The following is a 23,204-nucleotide window of genomic DNA, read 5'->3' as shown; positions in this document are numbered from 1 at the left end:
TGCCTTAGTCTCCCCAATACTACGACTTCGAATAACTTAGTTATTACGAATATAGTCGTCCATCTCGGTTTTCAGGTTATCGGATTTGGTACCGAAAATTGCCTGAACGCCGGAACCTGCAACCACAACACCCGCAGCGCCCAGTTTCTTCAGGCCAGCCTGATCCACTTTCGCTACATCGGCTACGCTAACGCGCAGACGGGTGATACATGCGTCGAGGTTAGTGATGTTTTCTTTACCACCGAAGGCTGCAATCAGCGCCGGAGCCATTTCACTGGTTGCAGTTGCTTTAGCATCTTCAGTGTTGTCTTCACGACCCGGAGTTTTCAGATCCAGTGCTTTAATCAGCACGCGGAAAACAACGTAGTAAACGATCGCATAGCAGATACCGACAATCGGGAACAGCCACAGTTTGCTGCTGTTACCGGACAGAACGATAAAGTCGATCAGACCGTGAGAGAACGAAGTACCGTCACGCATACCCAACAGAATACAGATTGGGAATGCCAGACCTGCCAGAATCGCGTGGATGATGTACAGGATCGGCGCAACGAACATGAAGGAGAACTCGATTGGCTCGGTAATACCGGTCAGGAACGAGGTCAACGCTGCGGAGATCATGATACCGCCCACTTTCGCGCGGTTTTCTGGTTTAGCAGAATGCCAGATAGCGATAGCTGCGGCTGGCAGACCGTACATTTTGAACAGGAAGCCGCCGGACAGTTTGCCCGCGGTTGGGTCGCCTGCCATGTAGCGAGGGATGTCGCCATGGAAGACCTGACCCGCTGCGTTGGTGTATTCCCCGATCTGCATCTGGAAAGGAACGTTCCAGATGTGGTGCAGACCAAATGGTACCAGGCAACGTTCAATGAAACCGTAGATACCGAACGCCACAACTGGGTTCTGGTACGCGGCCCACTGAGAGAAGGTCTGAATAGCAGTACCGATTGGCGGCCAGATAAAGGACAGCACGATACCCATGAAGATTGCAGTCAGACCAGAAATGATCGGAACGAAACGTTTACCGGCAAAGAAGCCTAGGTATTCTGGCAGCTTGATGCGGTAGAAACGGTTGAACATGTACGCTGCAATCGCACCCGCGATGATACCACCCAGAACACCGGTATCAGCCAGGTGTTTTGCGGCGATCTCTTCAGCCGGTAAATGCAGTACCAGCGGCGCAACCACAGCCATGGTTTTCACCATGATGCCGTAAGCCACGACCGAAGCCAGTGCGGATACACCGTCGTTATTGGTGAAACCTAATGCAACACCGATAGCGAAGATAAGTGGCATGTTAGCAAAAACAGAACCACCTGCTTCAGCCATAACATGAGAGACGACGGCTGGCAGCCAGCTGAAGTTTGCGGAACCGACGCCCAGCAGGATACCTGCGATAGGCAGCACGGAAACCGGCAGCATCAGCGATTTACCGACCTTCTGCAGGTTAGCAAATGCATTCTTAAACATAATTAGGAGTGCTCCTGAGTATTTGTACTTTTATCTACGTTTTCACGCATTAGTGAGTGGGGAGAGACTCACCAGGGGTCAGGGCATCTAAAGCGCCCTTTATTTATTACACAGAGTAAAATAATTCACTCCGTTTTTGTTTGACGGCTATCACGTTTCAAAGAGCTATGGCTGAAAAATTTAATCTTCTTTACATAAAGCATGTCTTCATGTTGCAGGATTAACATTCACCGCCACTTTTACGGCGGTGAACTGTACTCGCTTTAACCATTAATTACGAGCATTAAAATAAGCTATAAAATCAGCAAGATTGCAGGCGGGCGGGATCGATATGGAAGAGTCTGGCGAAGTTATCCGTTGTCTGCTGCGCCAGCTGTTCAACGCTCACACCCTTGAGTACCGCCATATATTCAGCAACGTCGCGCACCATCGCCGGCTGGTTCTCTTTGCCGCGATGTGGCACCGGTGCCAGATAAGGAGAATCGGTTTCAACCAACAGTCTGTCCAATGGGACATACCGCGCGGCCTCACGCAGTTGCTCCGCATTGCGGAAGGTCACAATCCCGGAAAATGAGATATAAAAGCCCATATCCAGCAGCTTACCCGCAGTCTCCGTGTCTTCAGTGAAACAGTGTAGTACACCGCCGCAATCCATCACTCCTTCTTCACGCAGGATATCCAGCGTATCGGCGCGCGCATCGCGAGTATGCACAATCACCGGCTTATTCAGCTCGCGGCCAATCTGGATATGCTGACGGAACGACAGCTGCTGCTGGGTTTTGGTTTCCGGTGTGTAGAAGTAATCCAGCCCGGTCTCACCCATCGCGACGACGCCCTCTTCCGCCGCCATACGACGCAGATCTTCCACATCGTACGCTTCATCCTGATTGAGCGGATGAACACCGCAGGAGAACACCACTTCCGGGCGCTCCCCTACCAGCTCACGCATCTGGCGATAGCCGGGTAAAGTGGTGGCAACCGCCAGCGCGAAACGAACGTCGCGCGCGGCGGCTTTCGCCATCACGTCGTCTACGTCTTTATGCAGGGATTGATAATCAAGGCCATCGAGATGGCAGTGGGAGTCGACTAAAAACATGGTGTCTCTCTTAGAAGTGAGATACTGGCAATATTGCGCCAGGTTGCAAATACTGTTCCCAGCGCAGCAGGCGCTCGGTGAGGATTAATTCGCGGTTCAGCCCGGTGACGCTTAACAACTGTTCGCGGCAGACGCAAGCATCAGCGACGATAGCCTGTAGACGCGAGGCCGACAGCGAATGGGCCAGTTGATTGACCAGCGCCAGATTGTCGGCATTGGTCAGTTGGCTAATGCGCTGTTGCTGTTTCAAGGCATCAAGCAGGAGCGAGGATAACCAGTGCAGGCGTTGCACCACGGAATCATGGTTCAACGCTGGTAAAAGCGCCAGCCAGTCACCGCTGTTTACGCTGCCGCTCAGGGCCTGGCACAATTTGTCGCGGGCAGACCAGGTCTCCTGCGCCAGCAGTTCCAGCGCCGCCGCGGGTGCATGATCGCAAAGGCGCAGCGCGGTCAGCAGCGTATCGCGTGAAGCGGAGATTTCTCGCTCCAGCCACGCCAGCGCATACTGCTCGCTCGGCGGGGCCAGATGATAAAGACGGCAGCGGCTGCGCATAGTCGCCAGCAAACGAGCAGGCTCTTCGCAGGCGAGTATGAACCAGGTATTTTTTGGCGGCTCTTCCAGCGTTTTTAATAACGCATTCGCGGCGGCCTCGGTGAGCTGCGTCGCGTCGGCAATCCATACAACCTTCGCGCCGCCCAGGCGGGCGTGCTCGTACAGCTTTTCACTGACGCTGCGCACCGCATCAATACCCAGAGTACTTTTGCCTTTTTCCGGCTGCAGCGCGTAGTAATCGGGGTGCGTCCCCGCCTGCATTAGTTGGCAGCTATGGCACTTGCCGCAGCTTTTCTGACCGTCAGGGGAATGACACATCAACAGGCGGGTAATGGCGTAAGCGAGCGAATCTGCGCCCATACCCGCACGCGCCTGAATCAGCAGCGCGTGGTGACCCCGTCCGGCCTGATAGCTTGCGGTAAGCTGTTCAAACGGTGGGCGTAACCACGGATACCATTTCATGCCTGCTGCTCCGCAACCCACGCAGTCACCGCCGCGCGGATATCGCTCATCACTTTCTCCAGCGACTGGGTGGCATCGATGGTGATAATGCTGTCATCGGCCGCTGCCAGTTCGAGATAACGCGCACGGGTACGATTGAAGAAGTTCAGCGATTCTTGTTCAATGCGGTCCAGGTCGCCGCGCGCACGGGCGCGTTTCAGACCGACTTCCGGCGTCACGTCGAGATAAATCGTCAGGTTGGGACGGAAATTACCCAGCACCGCATCACGCAGTGTAGCCAGCATCTGGCGGTCAATACCACGTCCACCGCCCTGATACGCCTGAGTCGACAGATCGTGGCGATCGCCGATAACCCATTGGCCTTTGGCCAGCGCCGGTTTGATAACGCTATCCACCAACTGCACGCGTGCGGCGTAAAACATCAGGACTTCCGCTTTATCGGTAATCACTTCATCGCCAACCGACTTAATATCCAGCACCAGGCTACGCAGCTTCTCAGCCAACACGGTGCCGCCCGGTTCACGGGTAAACAGCAGGTCGTTGATGCCCAGCTCACGCAGCGTTTCGACGACAACATCCCGCGCGGTGGTTTTACCCGCTCCTTCCAGTCCTTCAATGACGATGTAATTACTGCGCATTTTTATCCTTTAGCACTTTCAGGTAATCCTGCACCGACCGGTTATGGCTCGCAAGATTGGTATTAAATGTATGTCCACCTTTGCCGTCCGCCACAAAATAGAGATACGGCGTTTTCGCCGGATGCGCGGCAGCATTCAGCGACGCTTCACCCGGATTGGCAATGGCACCCGGCGGCATGCCGGCAATAGTGTAGGTATTATACGCGGTTGGCGTCTCAAGGTCTTTACGCGAGAGTTTGCCATTGTAGCTTTCGCCCATCCCGTAGATGACGGTCGGGTCGGTTTGCAGGCGCATGCCAATCCGCAGACGGTTGATAAATACCGAGGCAACACGGTCACGCTCTTCGGCTACCGCCGTCTCTTTTTCGATAATCGACGCCATGGTAACGAGCTGGTTTTTATCGTGGTACGGCAGATTATCTGCTCGCCCGTCCCAGATTTTATCGACCTGGGCGACCATTTTCTGGTGCGCACGCTTGAGAATAGCCACATCGCTGGTGTTCGCGGTATACATCCAGGTGTCAGGCCAGAACCAGCCTTCTACCCATTCAGGGTTGTCCAGCTTCAGCGCCTGCGCCACCGTGGCGTAGGTATCGTCGCTCAGTGTGTGTTTAATGTACGGTGATTCGCGCAGCTGTTTGAGATAGTCGCTCAAGCGCATCCCTTCGACAAAACGCAGCGGGAACTGTGCTTCTTTACCGCTGGCCATCAGTTGTAGCATTTCGCGGACGGTCATTTGCGGCGTGATACGGTAGGTCCCGGCCTTAAAGTGCGAAAGCTCAGGCTCAAGGCGCAGTAACCACTGGAAAACACGCGGGCGGTTCAGCACCTTCTCCGCGTAGAGCTGGTCGCCTAGCGCCAGACGTCCGGTGCCAGGCTTCAGCGTAAAGATGGTTTCGTCTTTAATCAGCAGCGCACTGTCCGCCAGCTGTCGAACCTTCCACATGCCCACACCGGCGGCAACGCCGAGGACAACCAACACTAACAGGACAAAGCGTAACATTTTCTTCATGCTAATCAGACGACTCACAAAGTGGGGCTAAAAATTGGTAGAGTTCGCGGGCAGGCCACTGCTGCTCCGCATAGCGCTGCACTGGAATAACCGGCATCAGCGCGTTACACATCAGAACTTCATCCGCCTGGCTTATCGCCGCCAGCGGTGCGTTGACTTCGACAACGCGATACGGCGAGCGTGCCAGCGTCGCCATAATAAACTGGCGCATAATGCCGTTCACTCCGGCGCTATCGAGGCGCGGCGTGTACACTTCTTGTCCACAGCGCCAGAATAAATTAGCGGCACAGCATTCCGTAAGCCACCCGTCGCTGTCAAGAACAAGGGCCTCATCGGCATCCGTCTGCTCAAGATGAGTACGAATTAGCACCTGTTCAAGGCGATTGAGATGCTTAATTCCTGCGAGGTACGGATTACGCCCCAGCGTTACCGGGCTGAGCGCGAGCGTAACCCCGGTAGCCTTCCAGTGAGTATAGTGGGCTGGTGTCGCCGAGGTAGAGAGAATTCGCGTGGGTGAAGCACAGGCGCTGCCGCTATAGCCGCGCCCGCCGGGTCCACGGCTGATAATCACTTTAAGCACGCCGTCGCGCTGTTCACTTGCCAGCGCAGACATCTCCTGGGCCAGAATCTGCCAGTCGCTAAAAGCAATAGAGAGGCGCTCGCAGGCCAGCTGTAGACGGCCGATATGCGCGGCCAGTTGCTGTACCCTCCCCTCGACAATGCGAGCGGTGGTAAAACTGCCGTCGCCAAACTGCGTTGCACGGTCAGTGACCGCGAGGGTATTTTGTTCAAGGCCATTAATTAAGAACATAGCGGCTCCTTATCGATGGTCGGGTAGTTTCGCAAGATGGAACCCGTTGAACAAGCAGAGAAAGCCGAATAAAAAAAGGCCCGACAAGCGGGCCTTAATCTTTTCGTTATCTGACCACATCAAGGCGACCAGATAATCAGGCTCAGATCTTTTTAAAGATCAGTGAACCGTTGGTACCACCAAAGCCGAAGGAGTTACACAGGGTGTACTCCAGGCCGCTAACCTGACGCGCTTCATGAGGTACAAAGTCCAGATCACAACCTTCATCCGGGTTATCCAGGTTGATGGTTGGCGGGACGACCTGATCGCGCAGGGCCAGGATAGAGTAGATAGATTCTACTGCACCCGCAGCACCCAGCAGGTGGCCGGTCATTGACTTGGTGGAACTGACCATCACGCGGCTTGCGGCGTCGCCGAAAACAGACTTAACGGCCTGTGTTTCTGCTTTGTCGCCAGCAGGCGTTGAGGTGCCGTGGGCATTCACGTAGCCAATCTGGCCCGCTTCAATACCAGCATCGCGAATGGCATTAACCATCGCCAGCGCAGCACCCGCACCGTTTTCCGGTGGTGAGGTCATGTGGTACGCATCGCTACTCATGCCGAAGCCAACGACTTCTGCATAAATTTTCGCGCCGCGTTTTTTCGCGTGTTCGTACTCTTCCAGTACAACCATGCCTGCACCGTCGCCCAGTACGAAGCCATCACGCTCTTTATCCCACGGACGGCTTGCCGCCTGAGGATTATCGTTACGCGTAGACAGCGCACGTGCGGCACCAAAGCCACCCACGCCCAGCGGGGTACTGGCTTTTTCTGCACCACCGGCAACCATGGCATCCGCATCACCATAAGCGATAATACGCGCAGCCTGTCCGATGTTGTGCACACCGGAAGTACATGCGGTTGCGATAGAGATGCTTGGACCACGCAAACCGAACATGATGGTCAAGTGACCTGCCACCATGTTAACAATCGTTGATGGAACGAAGAACGGGCTAATCTTACGCGGGCCACCGTTTACCAAAGAGGTATGGTTTTCTTCGATAAGACCGAGACCGCCAATACCGGAGCCGATAGCGGCGCCAATACGGTGAGCGTTCTCTTCCGTAATCTCGAGGCCAGAATCCTGCATGGCCTGCCAGCCTGCAACAATTCCATATTGAATGAAGGCATCCATCTTGCGCTGTTCTTTGCGCGAGATAATGTCATCACAGTTAAAATCCTTTACTAAGCCAGCAAATTTGGTTGCATAGGCGCTAGTATCGAAATGGTCGATCAGGCTGATGCCACTCTGACCGGCAAGGAGAGCTTTCCAGGTAGACTCTACGGTATTGCCGACAGGAGACAACATGCCCAGTCCGGTCACAACTACACGACGCTTAGACACGTTTGTCCTCCAGGGAGGGATAAAATAGATACTTGTGGGACAAAAAGATAAAACTCAGGCGGTCGAATGACCGCCTGGAGATGTTCACTTACGCCTGGTGACCGTTGATGTAATCAATGGCAGCCTGAACAGTAGTAATTTTCTCAGCTTCTTCGTCCGGAATCTCAGTATCAAACTCTTCTTCCAGAGCCATTACCAGCTCAACGGTGTCAAGAGAATCTGCGCCCAGGTCTTCAACGAAGGAAGCATTGTTGGTCACTTCTTCCTGCTTAACGCCCAGCTGTTCGCCGATGATTTTCTTAACGCGTTCTTCGATAGTGCTCATACTCTTAAATTTCCTATCAAAACTCGCTTTCGCGATGGTTTTCGTAGTGTATAAAATGTTGAAAAATTTGCAACTAAATCCCGGCAGGTCATACCACGATTTTACGCTATTTTGCGGGTTTTTGCCCTCATAACGCAAATCATTTTGCACTAATCATACTCAGACATACGTAGATTGCCCGTTGTCTGAGCACTTTGTGCAAAACACGGTCAGACCATATACATCCCGCCGTTCACGTGCAACGTTTCACCAGTGATGTAACTTGCTTCATCGGAGGCCAAAAATGCAACCGCGTTAGCGATTTCATTCGGAGAGCCGAGGCGCCCCGCAGGCACAGCCGCCAGAGTACCCGCACGCTGCTCATCAGTCAGCGCACGCGTCATGTCCGTTTCAATAAAGCCCGGAGCAACAACGTTTACAGTAATACCGCGTGACGCAATTTCACGCGCCAGAGATTTACTGAAGCCGATCAGACCCGCTTTCGCCGCAGCGTAGTTAGCCTGACCCGCATTTCCCATGGTACCAACCACAGAACCGACAGTGATAATACGCCCATGACGCTTTTTCATCATAGCGCGCATTACCGCTTTTGACAGACGGAAAACAGATGACAGGTTGGTTTCGATAATATCGTTCCACTCATCATCTTTCATGCGCATTAACAGGTTATCACGAGTAATCCCGGCATTGTTGACCAGAATGTCGACTTCGCCAAATTCCGCACGAATTTTTTCCAGAACAGTTTCAATAGATGCTGGGTCGGTCACATTCAACATCAGACCCTTACCATTCGCACCCAGATAATCGCTGATTGCCTGCGCGCCGCTTTCGCTGGTCGCAGTGCCGATAACTTTTGCGCCGCGAGCGGCCAGTGTTTCAGCGATTGCGCGGCCAATACCGCGGCTTGCACCGGTTACTAGTGCAATTTTACCTTCAAAGCTCATGCTGTCCTCTTTTATTGCGCAAGTGCCGCTGACAGCGCAGTTGGCTCGTTAATCGCCGATGCTGTCAGGGTATCAACAATACGTTTGGTCAGACCGGTCAGAACTTTACCCGGGCCAACTTCATACAGGTGCTCTACGCCCTGGGATGCCATAAACTCAACGGTTTTGGTCCACTGAACCGGGCTGTACAGCTGACGAACCAGCGCATCGCGAATCGCGTTTGCGTCGGTTTCGCACTTCACATCGACGTTATTTACCACTGAAATAGTCGGTGCGCTAAAGGTGATTTTTTGCAGCTCAGCGGCCAGTTTTTCCGCCGCAGGCTTCATCAGCGCACAGTGGGACGGCACGCTTACCGGCAGCGGCAGCGCACGCTTAGCGCCCGCAGCTTTACAGGCAGCGCCCGCGCGTTCAACCGCTTCTTTGTGACCGGCGATAACCACCTGGCCCGGAGAGTTGAAGTTAACCGGAGAAACAACCTGCCCTTCGGCAGACTCTTCGCAAGCTTTGGCGATGGATGCATCGTCAAGACCGATGATTGCGGACATGCCGCCGGTGCCTTCTGGTACCGCTTCCTGCATGAACTTGCCACGCATTTCAACCAGGCGTACCGCGTCAGCAAATGGGATCACGCCTGCGCAAACCAGCGCAGAGTATTCGCCAAGGCTATGGCCAGCCAGCAGCGCTGGCGCTTTGCCACCCTGCTGTTGCCACAAACGGAACAGCGCAACGGAAGCCGTCAGCAGCGCTGGCTGAGTTTGCCAGGTTTTGTTCAGTTCTTCCGCCGGGCCCTGCTGGGTCAATGCCCACAGATCGTAGCCCAGAGCAGCCGAAGCTTCATGAAAAGTTTCTTCAATAACCGGATAGGTCGCTGCCAGTTCAGACAACATCCCTACCGCTTGAGAACCCTGTCCCGGGAACACAAAAGCGAATTGCGTCATTTTTTTATCCTTGTACTTAGAAACGAACCAGCGCAGAGCCCCAGGTGAAACCACCACCGAAAGCTTCCAGCAGCACCAGCTGACCGCGTTTAATGCGGCCATCGCGGACGGCTTCGTCAAAGGCGCACGGTACGGAAGCAGCGGAGGTGTTACCGTGACGATCAAGCGTCACCACCACGTTGTCCATCGACATACCGAGTTTCTTCGCGGTCGCGCTGATAATACGTAAGTTCGCCTGGTGTGGCACCAGCCAGTCCAGTTCAGAACGGTCCATATTATTGGCCGCCAGCGTTTCATCAACGATGTGCGCCAGCTCAGTAACCGCCACTTTAAAGACTTCGTTACCGGCCATCGTCAGGTAGATGGAATTGTCCGGGTTAACGCGATCGGCGTTTGGCAGCGTCAGCAGTTTGCCGTAGCTACCGTCAGCGTGCAGATGGGTAGAGATAATTCCCTGCTCTTCAGATGCACCAAGAACTACTGCACCTGCGCCGTCGCCGAAAATAATGATCGTGCCGCGATCGGTTGGATCGCAGGTACGTGCCAGCGTATCAGCACCAATCACCAGCGCATATTTGACCGCGCCAGACTTCACGTACTGGTCGGCAACGCTCAGCGCGTAGGTAAAGCCCGCACACGCTGCAGCAATATCAAACGCCGGTGCGCCTTTTACGCCCAGCATGTCCTGAATCTGGCAGGCCGCGCTTGGAAACGCATGGGTCGCGGAAGTGGTTGCCACCACGATAAGCCCCAGCTCGCTAGCGTCGATGCCAGCCATCTCCAGCGCACGTTTGGCCGCTTCATAACCCAGCGTAGACACGGATTCATCAGGGCCAGCGATACGACGTTCGCGGATACCTGTACGGCTAACAATCCATTCGTCAGACGTATCAACCATTTTTTCCAGATCGGCGTTAGTCCGCACCTGCTCAGGCAGATAGCTGCCGGTACCAATAATCTTCGTATGCATGTACGCTCAGTCACTTTTCGCTAATATAGCCGCACTACTCGACCGCTGCGAAGCCGGCTTTATTGTTTGCCGGTTTCCAGTGTGTCAAATCCTGCGGGGTATACGGATTCCAGGCGAGCGGCAATTCTCTGCGGAACTTGTCGCTGCACTGCCTGCACTGCCTGTTCAATCGCGATCGCGAACGCTCGCTGATTGGCTGCACCATGACTCTTTATCACCGTGCCGCGCAATCCTAACAGACAGGCGCCATTATACTGGTCGGGGTTGAGGTGACTGAATCGCCTTGTCAGGCTTTTTTGTAACCAACGCTTTAATAAAATCAGCCACCACGACCGTTTTTTACCTTCGCTCTGTGATTTCAGCAGCGAAAGGAAGACTCTGACAACCCCTTCCATCGTCTTTAAGGTGACGTTACCTGTAAAGCCATCACAAACCAGAACATCGGTCTTACCCGTCAACAGTTCATTGGCTTCAAGATAGCCGATATAGTTGAGGGAAGAGATTGTTTTTAACACTAATGAGGCATCACGAATACTATCGTGCCCTTTAATCTCTTCTTCGCCGATGTTGAGCAGCGCGACGCGAGGGTTTGCAATCCCGAGTACATCCTCTGCCATCACCGACCCCATGACGGCAAACTGCACCAGCATGGTACTGTCACAATCCACGTTAGCGCCGAGATCCAGCACTACCGTTTTGCCCTTTTGCTGATGCGGTAGAACCGTCACCAGCGCCGGACGCTCAATCCCCGCGATGGGTTTGAGCAGTAATTTTGCTAGCCCCATCAACGCGCCGGTATTTCCTGCGCTGACACAGGCCTCGGCCCGCCCTTCTTTTACCATTTCTAGCGCCACGCGCATTGAGCTTCCGCGACTGTGGCGAATAGCATGCGATGGCCGTTCATCACTGGCAATAACCGACTGGGCAGGGATTATCTGCAAACGCGAACGTTGTTCAAAGTCAGCTTTGGCGAGTAATGGTGTAATGTCGTCGGGATTGCCGACTAAAAGAAGTGAGAGTTGCGAATTAGAATCCAGTGCCTGCAATGCTGCAGGCACTGTCACAGAAGGACCAAAATCGCCCCCCATGACATCTAACGCCAGGGTTAGACGTGTCAAGGTATCGTCGCCGCTCGGTTTGGTGTTTCCCCAGTTACCCGGGGAAATTCCTCACTAAGCTTCACCACGCTTGAACTCTTCGGCCTTCACACGCAGTGCGAAAGCCTTGAGCGTCGCGTGATTACTTAGCGATGACCTTACGGCCACGGTAGAAACCGTCGGCAGTGATGTGGTGACGCAGGTGCTTCTCGCCAGAAGTTTTGTCAACGGACAAGTTTGCTGCGGTCAGAGCGTCATGGGAACGACGCATGCCACGTTTGGAACGGGTTGGTTTATTCTGTTGTACGGCCATGGACCTTACTCCTCAATTACTTTTGCTTTAAGCTGGCTAATACGGCAAATGGATTTGGCTTCTGTGCCTCTTCAGGCAATTCACCAAAGACCATGTCCGCCTCGGACACTTCACAGTGTTCAGAATCATGCACCGGAACTACCGGCAAGGAGAGGATGATTTCATCTTCAACCAACGCCAGCAGATCGATTTCACCGAATTCGTTAACCTGAATCGGTTCATACGCTTCCGGGAGTGCTTCAACCTGGTCATCATTTTTGACCGGACTGAAACAATACGTTGTGTGTACATGATGGGTAAACGATTTCCCACAACGCTGACATTCCAGCGACACCGTCACCTTCGCATCACCGGTAATAACCGCGAGACGTTGGTTGTCGATGGCGAAGGACATCTCGCATTCCACATCAGTGTCCACACTGACTACAGACGCGGCGATACGCTCCACCAGATCGCGGGTATAGATACCTGCATAATCAAGGCGTTTTTGAGCCGTACGAACCGGATCGAGAGTCAGGGGTAATTTTACGTTTTGCATAGGGCGCGCATATTAACTTTGTAGCGTCATAGAGTCAAAGAAAAAGGCAGCCTCAGGTTGCCTTTCGCCAATTATTCGCACACATTGCGGCCTATAGTTTAAAATGTCGGAATCTAATTCGCTACACTCTATTTGAAAAATTATGCCTGAATTGATTCTTGCCTCCACTTCACCCTACCGCAAAATGCTATTAGACAAGCTTGGCCTGCCGTTTGAGTGCGCCGCACCTGAGGTTGACGAACTGCCGTTGCCCGGCGAAACACCGCGCAGTCTGGTGCTGCGTCTGGCCCAGGCCAAAGCCCAGACGCTGGCGGCGCGTTATCCAAACCATCTGATTATTGGTTCCGATCAAGTTTGTGTGCTGGATGGTGAAATAACCGGCAAACCGCACACTGCAGAAAATGCCCGCCAGCAATTAAAAAAGGCCAGTGGCAATGTGGTGACATTTTATACCGGGCTGGCGCTGTATAATTCGGCAAATGGGCAGTTACAGACGGAATGTGAACCGTTTGACGTCCATTTCCGCCATCTGAGCGAGCAGGAAATCAACGTTTACATCCGCAAAGAGAGCCCGCTGAACTGTGCCGGTAGCTTCAAAAGCGAATGCTTAGGCATTGCGCTGTTTGACCGCCTTGAAGGACGTGACCCGAATACGTTGGTTGGGCTGCCGCTAATTGCGCTGTGCAAAATGCTGCGACGCGAGGAGTTTAACCCGCTGTTAGATTAGCCTTTGTCCCACCTTTTATTGCCTGATGCAACGCTCTGGCGTCAGGCAATTCTTAAAAATATTGCTTATTCCTTCCGCGATCACAGTTTGTTTTTCCATCACCGTTAAAATCCCTTACTCAATATTGAAACATTGTTTTGATTTAAGGGGTGAGAATGCGTGGCAAAGGTAAGATATTATTTATGCTGGCAATGATAGCCGCGGCACAAAGTTATGCCGCCGACAGCTGGCAGCATCAGGGCGTGGTAGAAAGCAATCTCCCGGCAAGCTGGCAACAGCTGAAAAGCCAAATGACCTATCCTGACTCCTGGCTTTCTGGGCACAATTCCGATTTCCATGCCTGGCAGCAGCATGCACGTCAGCAATTACGCCAATCGCTGCTCACGCCAGACTCCCACAAACCGTTTGCTACGCAGATAATCGCCAGTGAAGATCGCGGTAGCTATACCGCCGAAAAGCTGGCGCTGAATATTACTGATGACAATCGTATCGCGGCTTTAATGCTCACGCCTAAAACGCCAGGCCCACATCCGGCAATCGTTCTGCTGCACGATCACGGTTCTAAATTCGACATTGGTAAAGAAAAACTGATTCGCCCCTGGGGCAACGCCGAACAACTCGCCAGCGCGCAAGCGTGGGCGGATAAATTCTTTAGCGGGCGCTTTATTGGTGATGAGCTGGCAAAACGCGGGTATACGGTCATCGCGATCGACAGCCCTGGCTGGGGTGACCGTGGGCCGATGGTCTACGAGCAGCAGCAGGCGCTCGCCAGTAACTACTTCAACCTTGGGCGTTCGCTGGCGGGTGAAGTGGCCTACGAAGATATGCGCACGGTCGATTTTATGGCGTCATTGAAAGGCGTTGACCCACTGCGTATCGGCGTACTCGGTTTCTCAATGGGCGGCTTCCGCGCATGGCAACTGGCGGCACTCTCCGATAAGGTGGCGGCTACCGCCGTGATTTCGTGGTTTGGCACCTATGAAGGTCTGATGACGCCGGGCAACAACGTCCTGCGCGGTCAATCCGCGTTCTACATGCTGCATCCAGGCATGCCCGCGAAGATGGATATCCCGGATACCGCCAGCATCGCCGCGCCAAAACCGATGCTGATTTTTAGCGGTGGGCAGGACAAGCTGTTCCCCGCACAGGCGGTTAGCGATGCCTTCGCGAAAGTGCGTAAGGTTTGGGCCTCACAAAAAGCCGACGATATGCTGGTCACCAAGAGCTGGCCAGAACTGGGCCACGTGTTTTACCGCCAACAGCAGGATGAAGTGTTCCCGTGGCTGGATAAATGGCTGAAACCTTAACAATTCAGCATCAGCCCGCCCTCCTGGCGGGCTGACCCCGATAGATTTTTCATGCCTTCCTCAGTACTCTCTTGCCATCAATAATCATGACCACAGGAGTGCTCCATGAGCACCTCATCGCCTTCGTCTTCAAAACTTTGGATCCCCATAACCCTCGCCAGCGTTATCCTGATGATCACCATGGGTATTCGCCAGACCGTCGGGCTGTTCATTCATCCCATCGTAATGGAAACGTCCATGAGCATCGCCGAAATCAGTATGGCGCTAGCGATTGGCCAGCTCATGTGGGGTGCCTTCCAGCCGCTATTTGGCGCATGGGCGGATAAGCGCGGCGCGTTCAGCGTGCTGGTGCTCGGGGCGTTGATGATTGCTCTCGGTCAATTGGGCACCTTGTGGGCAGCTTCGTTTTTACCTTTAACCCTGGCGCAGGGGCTGCTTAGCCCCGCAGGTGCGGCGGCGGGAAGTTTTTCCGTGCTGATTGGCGTGGTCGCTAGCCGGTTACCAACTGATAAAGGGTCAATGGCCAGCGGTCTCATCAATGCCGGTGGTTCCGTCGGACAGTTTATCTTTGCTCCGCTGGTGCAGATTATTATTGGCCTACGCGGTATGGCCTCAGGCCTCTTTTTTTTGGCGGCAGCGGCGCTGGCAACGATATTTCCGTCATGGTTACTGTGCCGGGGCGATAAACGTCAGACCCACGCGCCCGTTGAACACGTCGCAGAAGATAGCGGCTTAAAGCAACAGATTGCCCTTGCCTTTCGTAATCCCAGCTACCTGCTACTACACGCCGGTTTTATGACCTGTGGTTTTCATGTGGCGTTTCTGACAACTCACCTGCCCTCGGAAGCCGCACTGTGTGGCCATGATGCAACGGTACCCGCCATCAGCCTGTCGCTGATTGGGCTGTGCAATATCGCGGGAAGTATCGCGGCAGGCTTCCTCGGCAAGCATTATCCGATGAAGTACATCCTGGCGGTGCTGTACGCTTCCCGCGCGGTGATGATTGTCCTATTCCTGCTGTCGTCAAAATCAGAAACCGCCTTCTACATCTTCGCCTGCGCCATTGGTTTTACCTGGCTCGCTACGGTGCCACCAACCGCTGGGATCATCGGTAAGCTGTTTGGTACGCGCTATCTGGCAACGCTGTTTGGCTTTACGCTCTTTACCCATCAGATTGGTGCCTTCTTCGGGGCATGGCTTGGCGGCGTGGCGATGCAATACGAAGGGAGCCTGACGTGGGTGTGGTATGCAGATATCGTGCTGGCGCTGCTGGCCGCGCTGGTGAATTTACCCATCAAAGAGAAAAGCGTGGCCGTGCGCCTGCGCGAAATGGCATAAAATACGATGGCGTAAAAAAAGCGGGCATAGCCCGCTTTTTTTATTTTTGGTTACGCAGCACCTGCAAGCAACGTTTGAGAACGTTATCCATTGGCGCTTCGACACGCATCACCTCGCCGGTTCCCGGATGGGTAAACTTAAGCGCGGCGGCATGCAGGAACAGGCGATTGAGCCCAGTGCCTGCCAGCTGCTTGTCGAACTCATGGTCGCCGTAGCGATCGTCGAACGCGATAGGATGACCGGCATGCAGCGTATGCACGCGGATCTGGTGGGTACGTCCGGTCACTGGGCTACAGCGAACCAGCGTGGCGTGCTCATACCGCTCTTCCACCTTAAAGCGGGTTTCCGACGGTTTGCCTTCCTGGCTCACTCGCACAATACGTTCGCCGCTCTGCAGAATATTTTTCAGCAGAGGTGCCTGGACGCTTTTCACGTGCGACTGCCACTGCCCGCGCACCAGCGCCAGATAATCTTTCTGCATGCCCTTCTCGCGCAGTTGCTCATGCAGCGAACGCAGCGCAGAGCGTTTCTTCGCCACCAGCAGGACGCCGGAGGTATCGCGGTCAAGACGGTGAACCAGCTCAAGGAAGCGCGCTTCCGGACGCAGAGCACGCAGCCCTTCAATCACGCCGAAGCTTAACCCGCTGCCACCGTGAACCGCCGTGCCCGATGGCTTGTTGAGCACGAGAATATGATCGTCTTCATAGAGGATCACGTCACTCAGCGCGGCCACCTTCTGCAGATGCGGCGATACCGCCTCTTCTTCACGCTCGGCCACGCGAACCGGAGGCACGCGAACCTGATCGCCATCTTCCAGTTTGTATTCTGGCTTGACGCGTTTTTTGTTCACCCGCACTTCGCCTTTACGCAGGATGCGGTAAATCATACTCTTCGGCACGCCCTTCAGCTGGGTGCGCAAAAAGTTGTCAATTCGTTGCCCGGCTTCATCAGCGCTGATGGCAATCATTTTTACGGTTGGAGTCTCAGTTTTCATGGTGCGCGATTCTAAATACCCCCGCTCAATAGCGCCACTCATTTTTCTATGCTTATATTTAGCATGACCTGTTTTCTTCTGGTGCTTTACGCCGCGAGTTGTTTGTTATTAGAACAATCTCGTCGGACTGGTGAAGAAACTGTGAGTAACCGGGTGATAAAAGGTGAAAGTCATCTTGCTATAACTAGGTTAGCAAGGAATAATGAAGTCGTTTTCCGTGTTGAACCTGGAATAACAAGGACATTTACGGAATGACCAGTTTTGTTTGTTTGATCATCCACGCAGCAATGGCGTAAGACGTATTGATCGCTCAAACAGTTAGCGGGCTGCGGGTTGCAGTCCTTACCGGTACATATACTGTACGAATTTTAGATGATAGACAGAAAGCGCAACGGGAAACATCCGTGCTTACGCAAGTAAGATGCTAAGACCTCTAGCCTCTAAAAGATGACGAGTATAAATGGAATCTTCTCTGGAGAGTTATCCCAGGTTGTTCCCCAAATAATTGCGCTGTGGTTCCGTTTGAAACACAGGCTACCGACACTCTGCGCCTCTTAAACGAGCGACAACCGTGAGGTTGGCGACGTGAATAGTCACGAGGCCATCGGTTTACCCCGGAAAGGCAATACTCTGCTCGCAGCTTAGTCGTCAATGTAAGAATAATGAGTAAGTTACGATGAAAAGAATGTTAATCAACGCAACTCAGCAGGAAGAGTTGCGTGTCGCCCTTGTTGATGGGCAGCGTCTGTACGATCTGGATATTGAAAGCCCAGGACACGAACAGAAAAAAGCGAACATCTACAAAGGCAAAATTACCCGTATTGAACCAAGTCTCGAAGCCGCATTTGTTGATTACGGCGCCGAGCGTCATGGTTTCCTCCCCCTCAAAGAAATCGCTCGCGAATACTTCCCAGCTAATTACAACTCGCATGGCCGTCCAAACATCAAAGACGTGCTGCGCGAAGGTCAGGAAGTTATCGTCCAGATTGATAAAGAAGAGCGCGGCAATAAAGGCGCTGCGCTGACCACCTTTATCAGCCTCGCGGGCAGTTACCTGGTACTGATGCCAAACAACCCGCGTGCGGGCGGTATCTCTCGTCGTATCGAAGGTGACGACCGTACCGAACTGAAAGAAGCTCTGGCCAGTCTTGAACTGCCGGACGGCATGGGCTTAATCGTACGTACCGCAGGCGTGGGTAAATCCGCCGAAGCGTTACAGTGGGATTTAAGCTTCCGCATGAAGCACTGGGAAGCTATCCAGAAAGCCGCTGAAAGCCGCCCTGCACCGTTCCTGATTCACCAGGAAAGCAACGTTATCGTTCGCGCCTTCCGCGACTACCTGCGCCAGGACATTGGCGAAATCCTGATTGATAATCCGAAAGTGATGGAAATGGCGCGTCAGCACATTTCTGCGCTGGGTCGTCCGGATTTCAGCAGCAAAATCAAACTGTACACCGGTGAAATCCCGCTGTTCAGCCACTACCAGATTGAATCGCAGATCGAATCCGCCTTCCAGCGTGAAGTTCGCCTGCCGTCCGGTGGTTCTATCGTTATCGACAGCACCGAAGCCCTGACCGCCATCGATATCAACTCCGCTCGCGCAACCCGCGGCGGCGACATCGAAGAAACAGCGTTCAACACCAACCTTGAAGCGGCCGATGAAATCGCCCGTCAGCTGCGTCTGCGTGACCTCGGTGGCCTGATCGTTATCGACTTCATCGACATGACCCCGGTACGCCACCAGCGCGCGGTTGAAAACCGTCTGCGTGAAGCGGTACGCCAGGACCGTGCGCGTATCCAGATTAGCCATATCTCCCGATTTGGCCTGCTGGAGATGTCACGTCAGCGTCTGAGCCCATCGCTGGGTGAATCCAGCCACCACGTCTGCCCGCGTTGCTCCGGCACCGGTACCGTGCGTGACAACGAATCGCTGTCGCTCTCCATTCTGCGTCTGATTGAAGAAGAAGCGCTGAAAGAGAACACCAAAGAGGTTCACGCGATTGTTCCAGTACCAATCGCCTCTTACCTGTTGAACGAAAAACGTGCAGCGGTAACCGCCATTGAATCCCGTCAGACCGACGTGCGCTGCATCATCGTGCCAAACGATCAGATGGAAACGCCGCACTACTCCGTACTGCGCGTGCGTAAAGGCGAAGAGACCACCACGCTGAGCTATCTGCTGCCTAAACTGCATGAAGAAGAGATGGCACTGCCGGTCGATGAAGAAGTCGCCGAGCGTAAAATGCCTGAACAGCCTGCACTGGCAACCTTCGTCATGCCGGAAATTCCACCGGCTCCGGCTGCGGAAAGTTCAGCCGCTGCTGCACCGAAAGCGAAAGCCGCCGTTGCTGCTGCCCCTGCCGCACCAGGTCTGATTTCCCGCTTCTTTGCTGCGCTGAAAAACCTGTTTGCAGGTGCTCCAGAGGCGCCGGTTGAAGCTCAGCCGGAAAAACAGCAGGAAACGAAAACGGATCGCCAGCAGGATCGTCGTAAGCCGCGTCAGAACAACCGTCGCGACCGTAATGATCGCAACGACCGTAATGACCGTCGTAACGACCGCAATGATCGTAACGACCGCAGCGATCGTAACGAGAATGCTGAAGGCCGTGAGCCGCGTGAAAATCGCGAAAGCCGTGAAGACAACCGTCGTAATCGCCGTGAGAAGCCACAGCAGTCGTCCGAAGCGCGTGAAAACCGCCAGCAGGCCGCTGCCGTTGTTGATGACAGCGACAAAGCGAAGTCCCGTGACGAGCAGCAGCCACGCCGCGAACGTAATCGTCGCCGCAATGATGATAAACGTCAGGCGCAGCAGGAAGCGAAACCGCTGAATCGCGAAGAAGCCGTTGTTGCTCAGGAAGTTGCGCCGGAAGATCGCGTGCAAAATATGCCGCGCCGCAAACCGCGTCAGCTGTCGCAGAAAGTGCGTATTGAAACCGCAGAGCAGACCGCTGCTCGTGAATTCATCGCTGAAGATGAACCGCAGCAGGAAGCACCGCGTACTGCACTGGCGAAAGTTGACCTGCCAGCCGTAGTTGATGCGCCAGCTCATGCTGAGCAAGATGACAACGGTGAAGCGCGTGACAACAACGGTATGCCTCGTCGTTCACGTCGTTCTCCGCGCCATCTGCGTGTAAGCGGCCAGCGTCGTCGTCGTTACCGCGATGAGCGTTATCCGACCCAATCTCCGATGCCGCTGACCGTCGCCTGTGCGTCGCCAGAAATGGCTTCCGGTAAAGTGTGGATCCGCTATCCGATTGCACCAGTGCATGATCAAGCAGTTGTTGATGCGCCGGTTGAGCAGGAAGTGATTGAACAGCCAGTCGCGGTTGAGAACGTTGAGCAAACTGTTGCACCGATTGTTGCCGCCGAGCCGGTAGCCGTTGAAGCGCCAGTACAGCCAGCGGAAATCGTTGCGCCAGAAGTGGCTGCAGAGCCTGTCGCTGCTGTTGTTGAACAAACTGCGCCAGTCGCTCAGGTAGAAGCTCCAGCTCCGGTTGAAGCGCCAGAGCAGGCCGTTGAAGCTGTCGAAGCGAAAGCAGAGGTTGCAGAAACCAACGTTGAAGCTCCTGTCGCCATCGAGCCAGTCGTTGCAGCCGCTCCGGTGGTTGAAGCGCCGGTTGCGCCAGCTCCTGTCGTTGAAGCGCCAGTGGTTGAAGAACCTGTGGCCCAGGCTCCAGTGGTTGCAGCGCCTGCTGCGCCAAAACCAGTGGTTGCTGAGCCGGTAGTGGCTACCGTTGCTGTTAGCCATGCGACAGCGCCAATGACTCGTGCCCCAGCGCCAGACTACGTGCCAGAAGCGCCGCGTCACAGCGAATGGGTTCGCCCGTCCTTCGGCTTCGAAGGTAAAGGCTCCGCAGGCGGTCATAGCGCAACGCATTCAGCAACGGCTGAACCAACGCGCCCGCAATCGGCTGAATAATCCGAACTTAGCGTGATAAAAATCGGCCCTCAGTGGCCGATTTTTTTATGCCCGAAACCGCACCGCTATTCAGGCGGTAATCACCTATTTTCCGGCAGCCTCATCCCTGCTATTTGCGGCATCGCCTCACGCATCAGGTCGAGAAATTTACGTAGCCGCACCGGATAGTAGCGCGCCCACGGATAGACCAGATGTACCGGCAGCGGTGCCGCCTGCCATTGCGGTAATAGCTCAATCAACGTTCCGTTGGCTATCTCCTCCTCGACCGTCCAGCTCGAGACTACCGCTACCCCAACACCTGCGAGCGCTGCGTTTTTTGCCACGTACAGGCTATCCGTACTCAACCGCGAGGCTATTGCCACGCTTGCCGCTTGGTCGCTGTCCGCATGGCGCAACACGACCTCATGTTGGTAAAACGTCCTGATGGCAATCCACGGCAGTGCCGACAATGACTCCGGCTGCGTCACCTGTGGAAAACGACTCAGCAATTCAGGTGACGCGACGATACAGCGAGGGACCTCAGCCAGCAGCACCGTGACGGTTGCCGGGTCAACTTCAGCCCCCACGCGAATCGCGCAGTCGACATTGTCACTGATAAAATCAACGGCCTTATCGTGCAGCATCCATTCTACGGAAAGCTGCGGATAGCGCGCCAGGAAGCCCACCAGCGGTATCAGCAACTGCTGCTGACCGAAGGCATGAGGCGCTCGCACCCGCAGCGTCCCCACCGGTTGCTCATCGGTTAACTGCAGGGCATCTTCCAGCGCCAGCCACGACTCAACCACCTGTCGGGCATGCTGATAGCAGCGCTCACCATCGTCGGTGAGCTTCATCGCATGCGTTGAGCGCAGCAGCAGCTTTGCGCCCAGCATTTCTTCCAGCGATTGTAACCGGCGGCTGATAGTCGCCTGCGTGGTTTCCATCTGCCGGGCGGCAGCAGACAGCGATCCCGACTCCACGATGCGAATGAAGGTGCGCATCAGCTCAACGCGATCTATACGCTCATTTCTTTTCATTAACTTACTGCCTATACGCCAAACGTATAACTGTTTTACCACCACGACGGCTACCGCTCCAGTCCGAAGAGACGGAAAATGCGTCCCATATACCGTTGAGGATGAACAAATGACAACACCCACTACTTCGTCACAGACCGCCGGTCTGCTGATTTTTATCCTGGCACTCGGCGCTGGGTTTAGCGTCGCCGCCATTTACTACGCCCAGCCCCTGCTACCGCTGATGGGCGCGACATTAAACCTGAGCGTCGAGGGCATGGGCTTAATTCCAACGCTGACGCAGGCCGGTTATGCATTAGGTATTTTGTTCCTTTTGCCGCTTGGCGACCGCTACGATCGTCGCTCGCTGATTTTATTCAAAAGCCTGGCGCTGGCGGTATTACTGCTGATTTACAGCCTGACCCAACAATTTCACTCTCTGCTGGCGGTGAGCCTGCTGATTGGTATGGCGGCGACCATGGCGCAGGATATCGTGCCCGCAGCCGCCATTCTGGCCCCGGCGGGTAAGCAGGGGAAAATGGTGGGTACGGTGATGACCGGTCTGCTGCTGGGGATCTTGCTATCACGTACCGTGAGCGGCGTGGTTGGAGAGCTGTTTGGCTGGCGCGTGATGTACCAGGCTGCAGCCGTCAGTATTGCCTTAATTGGGGGGCTAATGTGGCGCGTACTGCCGCACTTTACCGCCCACTCAGAGCTGCGTTACCCGGCGCTGATGGTGTCGATGGCGCATCTGTGGCGTCGCTATCCGACGCTGCGTCGCGCCGCAATGGCACAGGGGTTTCTCTCTATCGCCTTTAGCGCCTTCTGGTCTACGCTGGCAGTGATGCTAGCTGAGCATTACCACATGGGCAGCGCGGTAGCCGGTGGTTTTGGCATCGCCGGTGCCGCAGGGGCATTAGCCGCACCGCTGGCTGGCGGTCTGGCGGATAAAGTCGGGGCGGAAAAAGTCACACAGCTCGGTGCCGCTCTGGTAAGCGTCTCATTTGCCCTGATGTTCCTGCTCCCGGTCCTGCCGCCGATGGCTCAGCTGGTGTTGATTGCCGTCTCAGCCGTAGGTTTTGATCTCGGCTTGCAGTCAAGCCTGGTCGCCCACCAGAACCTGGTGTATAGCCTTGAACCACAGGCTCGTGGTCGCCTGAATGCGCTGCTGTTTACCGGAGTATTTATCGGTATGTCGCTAGGATCGGTCCTCGGGACGCAGGTGTACTCGCAGGCAGGTTGGGAAGGCGTTGTCGCACTGGCGACGGTGGCGGGTCTGGTGGCTTTCGCCATTCGGGTAAGCGAGACGTATCGTCTTCGTAACGCCGCGCTGAGCGTGCGTTAAACGATGAAAAAAAGCCCGCGACGGG

At 54.6% G+C, this 23,204-nt stretch carries 21 protein-coding genes; 5 read left to right on the top strand and 16 right to left on the bottom strand.

Annotation, left to right across the window (positions count from 1 at the left end; translation table 11 throughout):
• Positions 1-36: 36 nt before the first annotated feature.
• The 14 genes from ptsG to yceD all read right to left on the bottom strand — a co-directional run bounded on the left by ptsG (position 37) and on the right by yceD (position 12,554).
• On the bottom strand, positions 37-1,470 hold the full coding sequence (gene ptsG, locus ABOC97_RS13845; RefSeq protein WP_349598587.1) for a PTS glucose transporter subunit IIBC: 1,434 nt from the start codon (positions 1,468-1,470) through the stop codon (positions 37-39).
• 301 nt (positions 1,471-1,771) lie between these two features.
• The gene (locus ABOC97_RS13840) at positions 1,772-2,566 is read right to left on the bottom strand and encodes a metal-dependent hydrolase (RefSeq protein ID WP_349598584.1); all 795 of its coding nucleotides are present in this window, start codon (positions 2,564-2,566) and stop codon (positions 1,772-1,774) included.
• A gap of 10 nt (positions 2,567-2,576) precedes the next feature.
• The gene (gene holB / locus ABOC97_RS13835; RefSeq protein WP_349598582.1) at positions 2,577-3,581 is read right to left on the bottom strand and encodes a DNA polymerase III subunit delta'; all 1,005 of its coding nucleotides are present in this window, start codon (positions 3,579-3,581) and stop codon (positions 2,577-2,579) included.
• Complete coding sequence (gene tmk, locus ABOC97_RS13830) at positions 3,578-4,219, bottom strand: dTMP kinase (protein WP_349598579.1); 642 nt, start codon at positions 4,217-4,219, stop codon at positions 3,578-3,580. Before tmk ends, holB begins: the two co-directional genes overlap by 4 nt.
• Entirely contained in the window at positions 4,209-5,231 is a 1,023-nt protein-coding gene (gene yceG / locus ABOC97_RS13825) for a cell division protein YceG (protein WP_349598576.1), read from the bottom strand. The genes tmk and yceG overlap by 11 nt, the downstream gene beginning before the upstream one ends.
• A 1-nt stretch (position 5,232) precedes the next feature.
• The gene (gene pabC / locus ABOC97_RS13820; protein ID WP_349598573.1) at positions 5,233-6,042 is read right to left on the bottom strand and encodes an aminodeoxychorismate lyase; all 810 of its coding nucleotides are present in this window, start codon (positions 6,040-6,042) and stop codon (positions 5,233-5,235) included.
• 142 nt (positions 6,043-6,184) lie between these two features.
• Positions 6,185-7,426, bottom strand: coding sequence for a beta-ketoacyl-ACP synthase II (gene fabF, locus ABOC97_RS13815; protein WP_349598570.1), 1,242 nt, complete (start codon positions 7,424-7,426; stop codon positions 6,185-6,187).
• An 88-nt stretch (positions 7,427-7,514) separates the two neighbouring features.
• Positions 7,515-7,751, bottom strand: coding sequence for an acyl carrier protein (acpP, locus tag ABOC97_RS13810; RefSeq protein WP_000103754.1), 237 nt, complete (start codon positions 7,749-7,751; stop codon positions 7,515-7,517).
• Between the two features lie 209 nt (positions 7,752-7,960).
• Positions 7,961-8,695: a 3-oxoacyl-ACP reductase FabG gene (fabG, locus tag ABOC97_RS13805; RefSeq protein WP_052284451.1), complete on the bottom strand. Its 735-nt coding sequence runs from the start codon at positions 8,693-8,695 to the stop codon at positions 7,961-7,963.
• An 11-nt stretch (positions 8,696-8,706) separates the two neighbouring features.
• Positions 8,707-9,636, bottom strand: coding sequence for an ACP S-malonyltransferase (gene fabD, locus ABOC97_RS13800; protein ID WP_349598567.1), 930 nt, complete (start codon positions 9,634-9,636; stop codon positions 8,707-8,709).
• Positions 9,637-9,652: 16 nt separating this feature from the next.
• A complete protein-coding gene (locus tag ABOC97_RS13795) occupies positions 9,653-10,606 on the bottom strand; it encodes a beta-ketoacyl-ACP synthase III (protein ID WP_349598564.1) in 954 nt (317 codons plus the stop codon).
• Between the two features lie 59 nt (positions 10,607-10,665).
• Complete coding sequence (gene plsX / locus ABOC97_RS13790) at positions 10,666-11,724, bottom strand: phosphate acyltransferase PlsX (RefSeq protein ID WP_234503985.1); 1,059 nt, start codon at positions 11,722-11,724, stop codon at positions 10,666-10,668.
• Between the two features lie 121 nt (positions 11,725-11,845).
• Entirely contained in the window at positions 11,846-12,016 is a 171-nt protein-coding gene (gene rpmF / locus ABOC97_RS13785) for a 50S ribosomal protein L32 (protein ID WP_052284447.1), read from the bottom strand.
• Positions 12,017-12,032: 16 nt separating this feature from the next.
• Positions 12,033-12,554, bottom strand: coding sequence for a 23S rRNA accumulation protein YceD (yceD, locus tag ABOC97_RS13780; RefSeq protein WP_234503984.1), 522 nt, complete (start codon positions 12,552-12,554; stop codon positions 12,033-12,035).
• A 142-nt stretch (positions 12,555-12,696) separates the two neighbouring features.
• Between yceD and ABOC97_RS13775 the strand changes: the two genes are divergently transcribed.
• The 3 genes from ABOC97_RS13775 (at position 12,697) to ABOC97_RS13765 (ending at position 15,926) form a co-directional block, all read left to right on the top strand.
• Positions 12,697-13,281, top strand: coding sequence for a Maf family protein (locus ABOC97_RS13775; protein WP_349598559.1), 585 nt, complete (start codon positions 12,697-12,699; stop codon positions 13,279-13,281).
• Positions 13,282-13,472: 191 nt separating this feature from the next.
• Positions 13,473-14,588 (top strand): dienelactone hydrolase family protein, encoded by a 1,116-nt coding sequence (locus ABOC97_RS13770; RefSeq protein WP_459253825.1) that lies wholly within the window; start codon positions 13,473-13,475, stop codon positions 14,586-14,588.
• A 105-nt stretch (positions 14,589-14,693) separates the two neighbouring features.
• The gene (locus ABOC97_RS13765) at positions 14,694-15,926 is read left to right on the top strand and encodes an MFS transporter (protein WP_349598553.1); all 1,233 of its coding nucleotides are present in this window, start codon (positions 14,694-14,696) and stop codon (positions 15,924-15,926) included.
• Between the two features lie 40 nt (positions 15,927-15,966).
• On the opposite strand, the gene rluC is transcribed toward ABOC97_RS13765, so the two are convergent.
• Positions 15,967-16,920, bottom strand: coding sequence for a 23S rRNA pseudouridine(955/2504/2580) synthase RluC (gene rluC / locus ABOC97_RS13760; RefSeq protein WP_349598550.1), 954 nt, complete (start codon positions 16,918-16,920; stop codon positions 15,967-15,969).
• Positions 16,921-17,596: 676 nt separating this feature from the next.
• Here rluC and rne point away from each other — a divergent pair.
• Entirely contained in the window at positions 17,597-20,839 is a 3,243-nt protein-coding gene (rne, locus tag ABOC97_RS13755; RefSeq protein WP_349598548.1) for a ribonuclease E, read from the top strand.
• 80 nt (positions 20,840-20,919) lie between these two features.
• On the opposite strand, the gene ABOC97_RS13750 is transcribed toward rne, so the two are convergent.
• Positions 20,920-21,855 (bottom strand): LysR family transcriptional regulator, encoded by a 936-nt coding sequence (locus ABOC97_RS13750; RefSeq protein WP_349598545.1) that lies wholly within the window; start codon positions 21,853-21,855, stop codon positions 20,920-20,922.
• Between ABOC97_RS13750 and ABOC97_RS13745 the strand changes: the two genes are divergently transcribed.
• Positions 21,737-23,179 (top strand): MFS transporter, encoded by a 1,443-nt coding sequence (locus ABOC97_RS13745; protein ID WP_416016885.1) that lies wholly within the window; start codon positions 21,737-21,739, stop codon positions 23,177-23,179. The genes ABOC97_RS13750 and ABOC97_RS13745 overlap by 119 nt on opposite strands.
• Positions 23,180-23,204 lie beyond the last annotated feature (25 nt).

The organism is Kluyvera huaxiensis, from assembly GCF_040149365.1.
Lineage (GTDB): Bacteria > Pseudomonadota > Gammaproteobacteria > Enterobacterales > Enterobacteriaceae > Kluyvera > Kluyvera intermedia_A.
The sequence above is the reverse complement of the archived record's forward strand: the minus strand, read 5'-3'. Positions and strand labels throughout refer to the sequence as shown.

Excerpts from the sequence above, each read along its gene's own strand:
- holB (WP_349598582.1), bottom strand. The coding sequence starts at position 3,581 with ATGAAATGGTATCCGTGGTTACGCCCACCGTTTGAACAGCTTACCGCA.
- pabC (WP_349598573.1), bottom strand. The coding sequence starts at position 6,042 with ATGTTCTTAATTAATGGCCTTGAACAAAATACCCTCGCGGTCACTGAC.
- tmk (WP_349598579.1), bottom strand. The coding sequence starts at position 4,219 with ATGCGCAGTAATTACATCGTCATTGAAGGACTGGAAGGAGCGGGTAAA.
- rluC (WP_349598550.1), bottom strand. The coding sequence starts at position 16,920 with ATGAAAACTGAGACTCCAACCGTAAAAATGATTGCCATCAGCGCTGAT.
- rpmF (WP_052284447.1), bottom strand. The coding sequence starts at position 12,016 with ATGGCCGTACAACAGAATAAACCAACCCGTTCCAAACGTGGCATGCGT.
- ABOC97_RS13765 (WP_349598553.1), top strand. The coding sequence starts at position 14,694 with ATGAGCACCTCATCGCCTTCGTCTTCAAAACTTTGGATCCCCATAACC.
- rne (WP_349598548.1), top strand. The coding sequence starts at position 17,597 with ATGAAAAGAATGTTAATCAACGCAACTCAGCAGGAAGAGTTGCGTGTC.
- ABOC97_RS13770 (WP_459253825.1), top strand. The coding sequence starts at position 13,473 with ATGATAGCCGCGGCACAAAGTTATGCCGCCGACAGCTGGCAGCATCAG.
- ABOC97_RS13775 (WP_349598559.1), top strand. The coding sequence starts at position 12,697 with ATGCCTGAATTGATTCTTGCCTCCACTTCACCCTACCGCAAAATGCTA.
- fabD (WP_349598567.1), bottom strand. The coding sequence starts at position 9,636 with ATGACGCAATTCGCTTTTGTGTTCCCGGGACAGGGTTCTCAAGCGGTA.
- ptsG (WP_349598587.1), bottom strand. The coding sequence starts at position 1,470 with ATGTTTAAGAATGCATTTGCTAACCTGCAGAAGGTCGGTAAATCGCTG.
- yceG (WP_349598576.1), bottom strand. The coding sequence starts at position 5,231 with ATGAAGAAAATGTTACGCTTTGTCCTGTTAGTGTTGGTTGTCCTCGGC.
- ABOC97_RS13750 (WP_349598545.1), bottom strand. The coding sequence starts at position 21,855 with ATGAAAAGAAATGAGCGTATAGATCGCGTTGAGCTGATGCGCACCTTC.
- fabG (WP_052284451.1), bottom strand. The coding sequence starts at position 8,695 with ATGAGCTTTGAAGGTAAAATTGCACTAGTAACCGGTGCAAGCCGCGGT.
- acpP (WP_000103754.1), bottom strand. The coding sequence starts at position 7,751 with ATGAGCACTATCGAAGAACGCGTTAAGAAAATCATCGGCGAACAGCTG.
- ABOC97_RS13840 (WP_349598584.1), bottom strand. The coding sequence starts at position 2,566 with ATGTTTTTAGTCGACTCCCACTGCCATCTCGATGGCCTTGATTATCAA.
- yceD (WP_234503984.1), bottom strand. The coding sequence starts at position 12,554 with ATGCAAAACGTAAAATTACCCCTGACTCTCGATCCGGTTCGTACGGCT.
- ABOC97_RS13795 (WP_349598564.1), bottom strand. The coding sequence starts at position 10,606 with ATGCATACGAAGATTATTGGTACCGGCAGCTATCTGCCTGAGCAGGTG.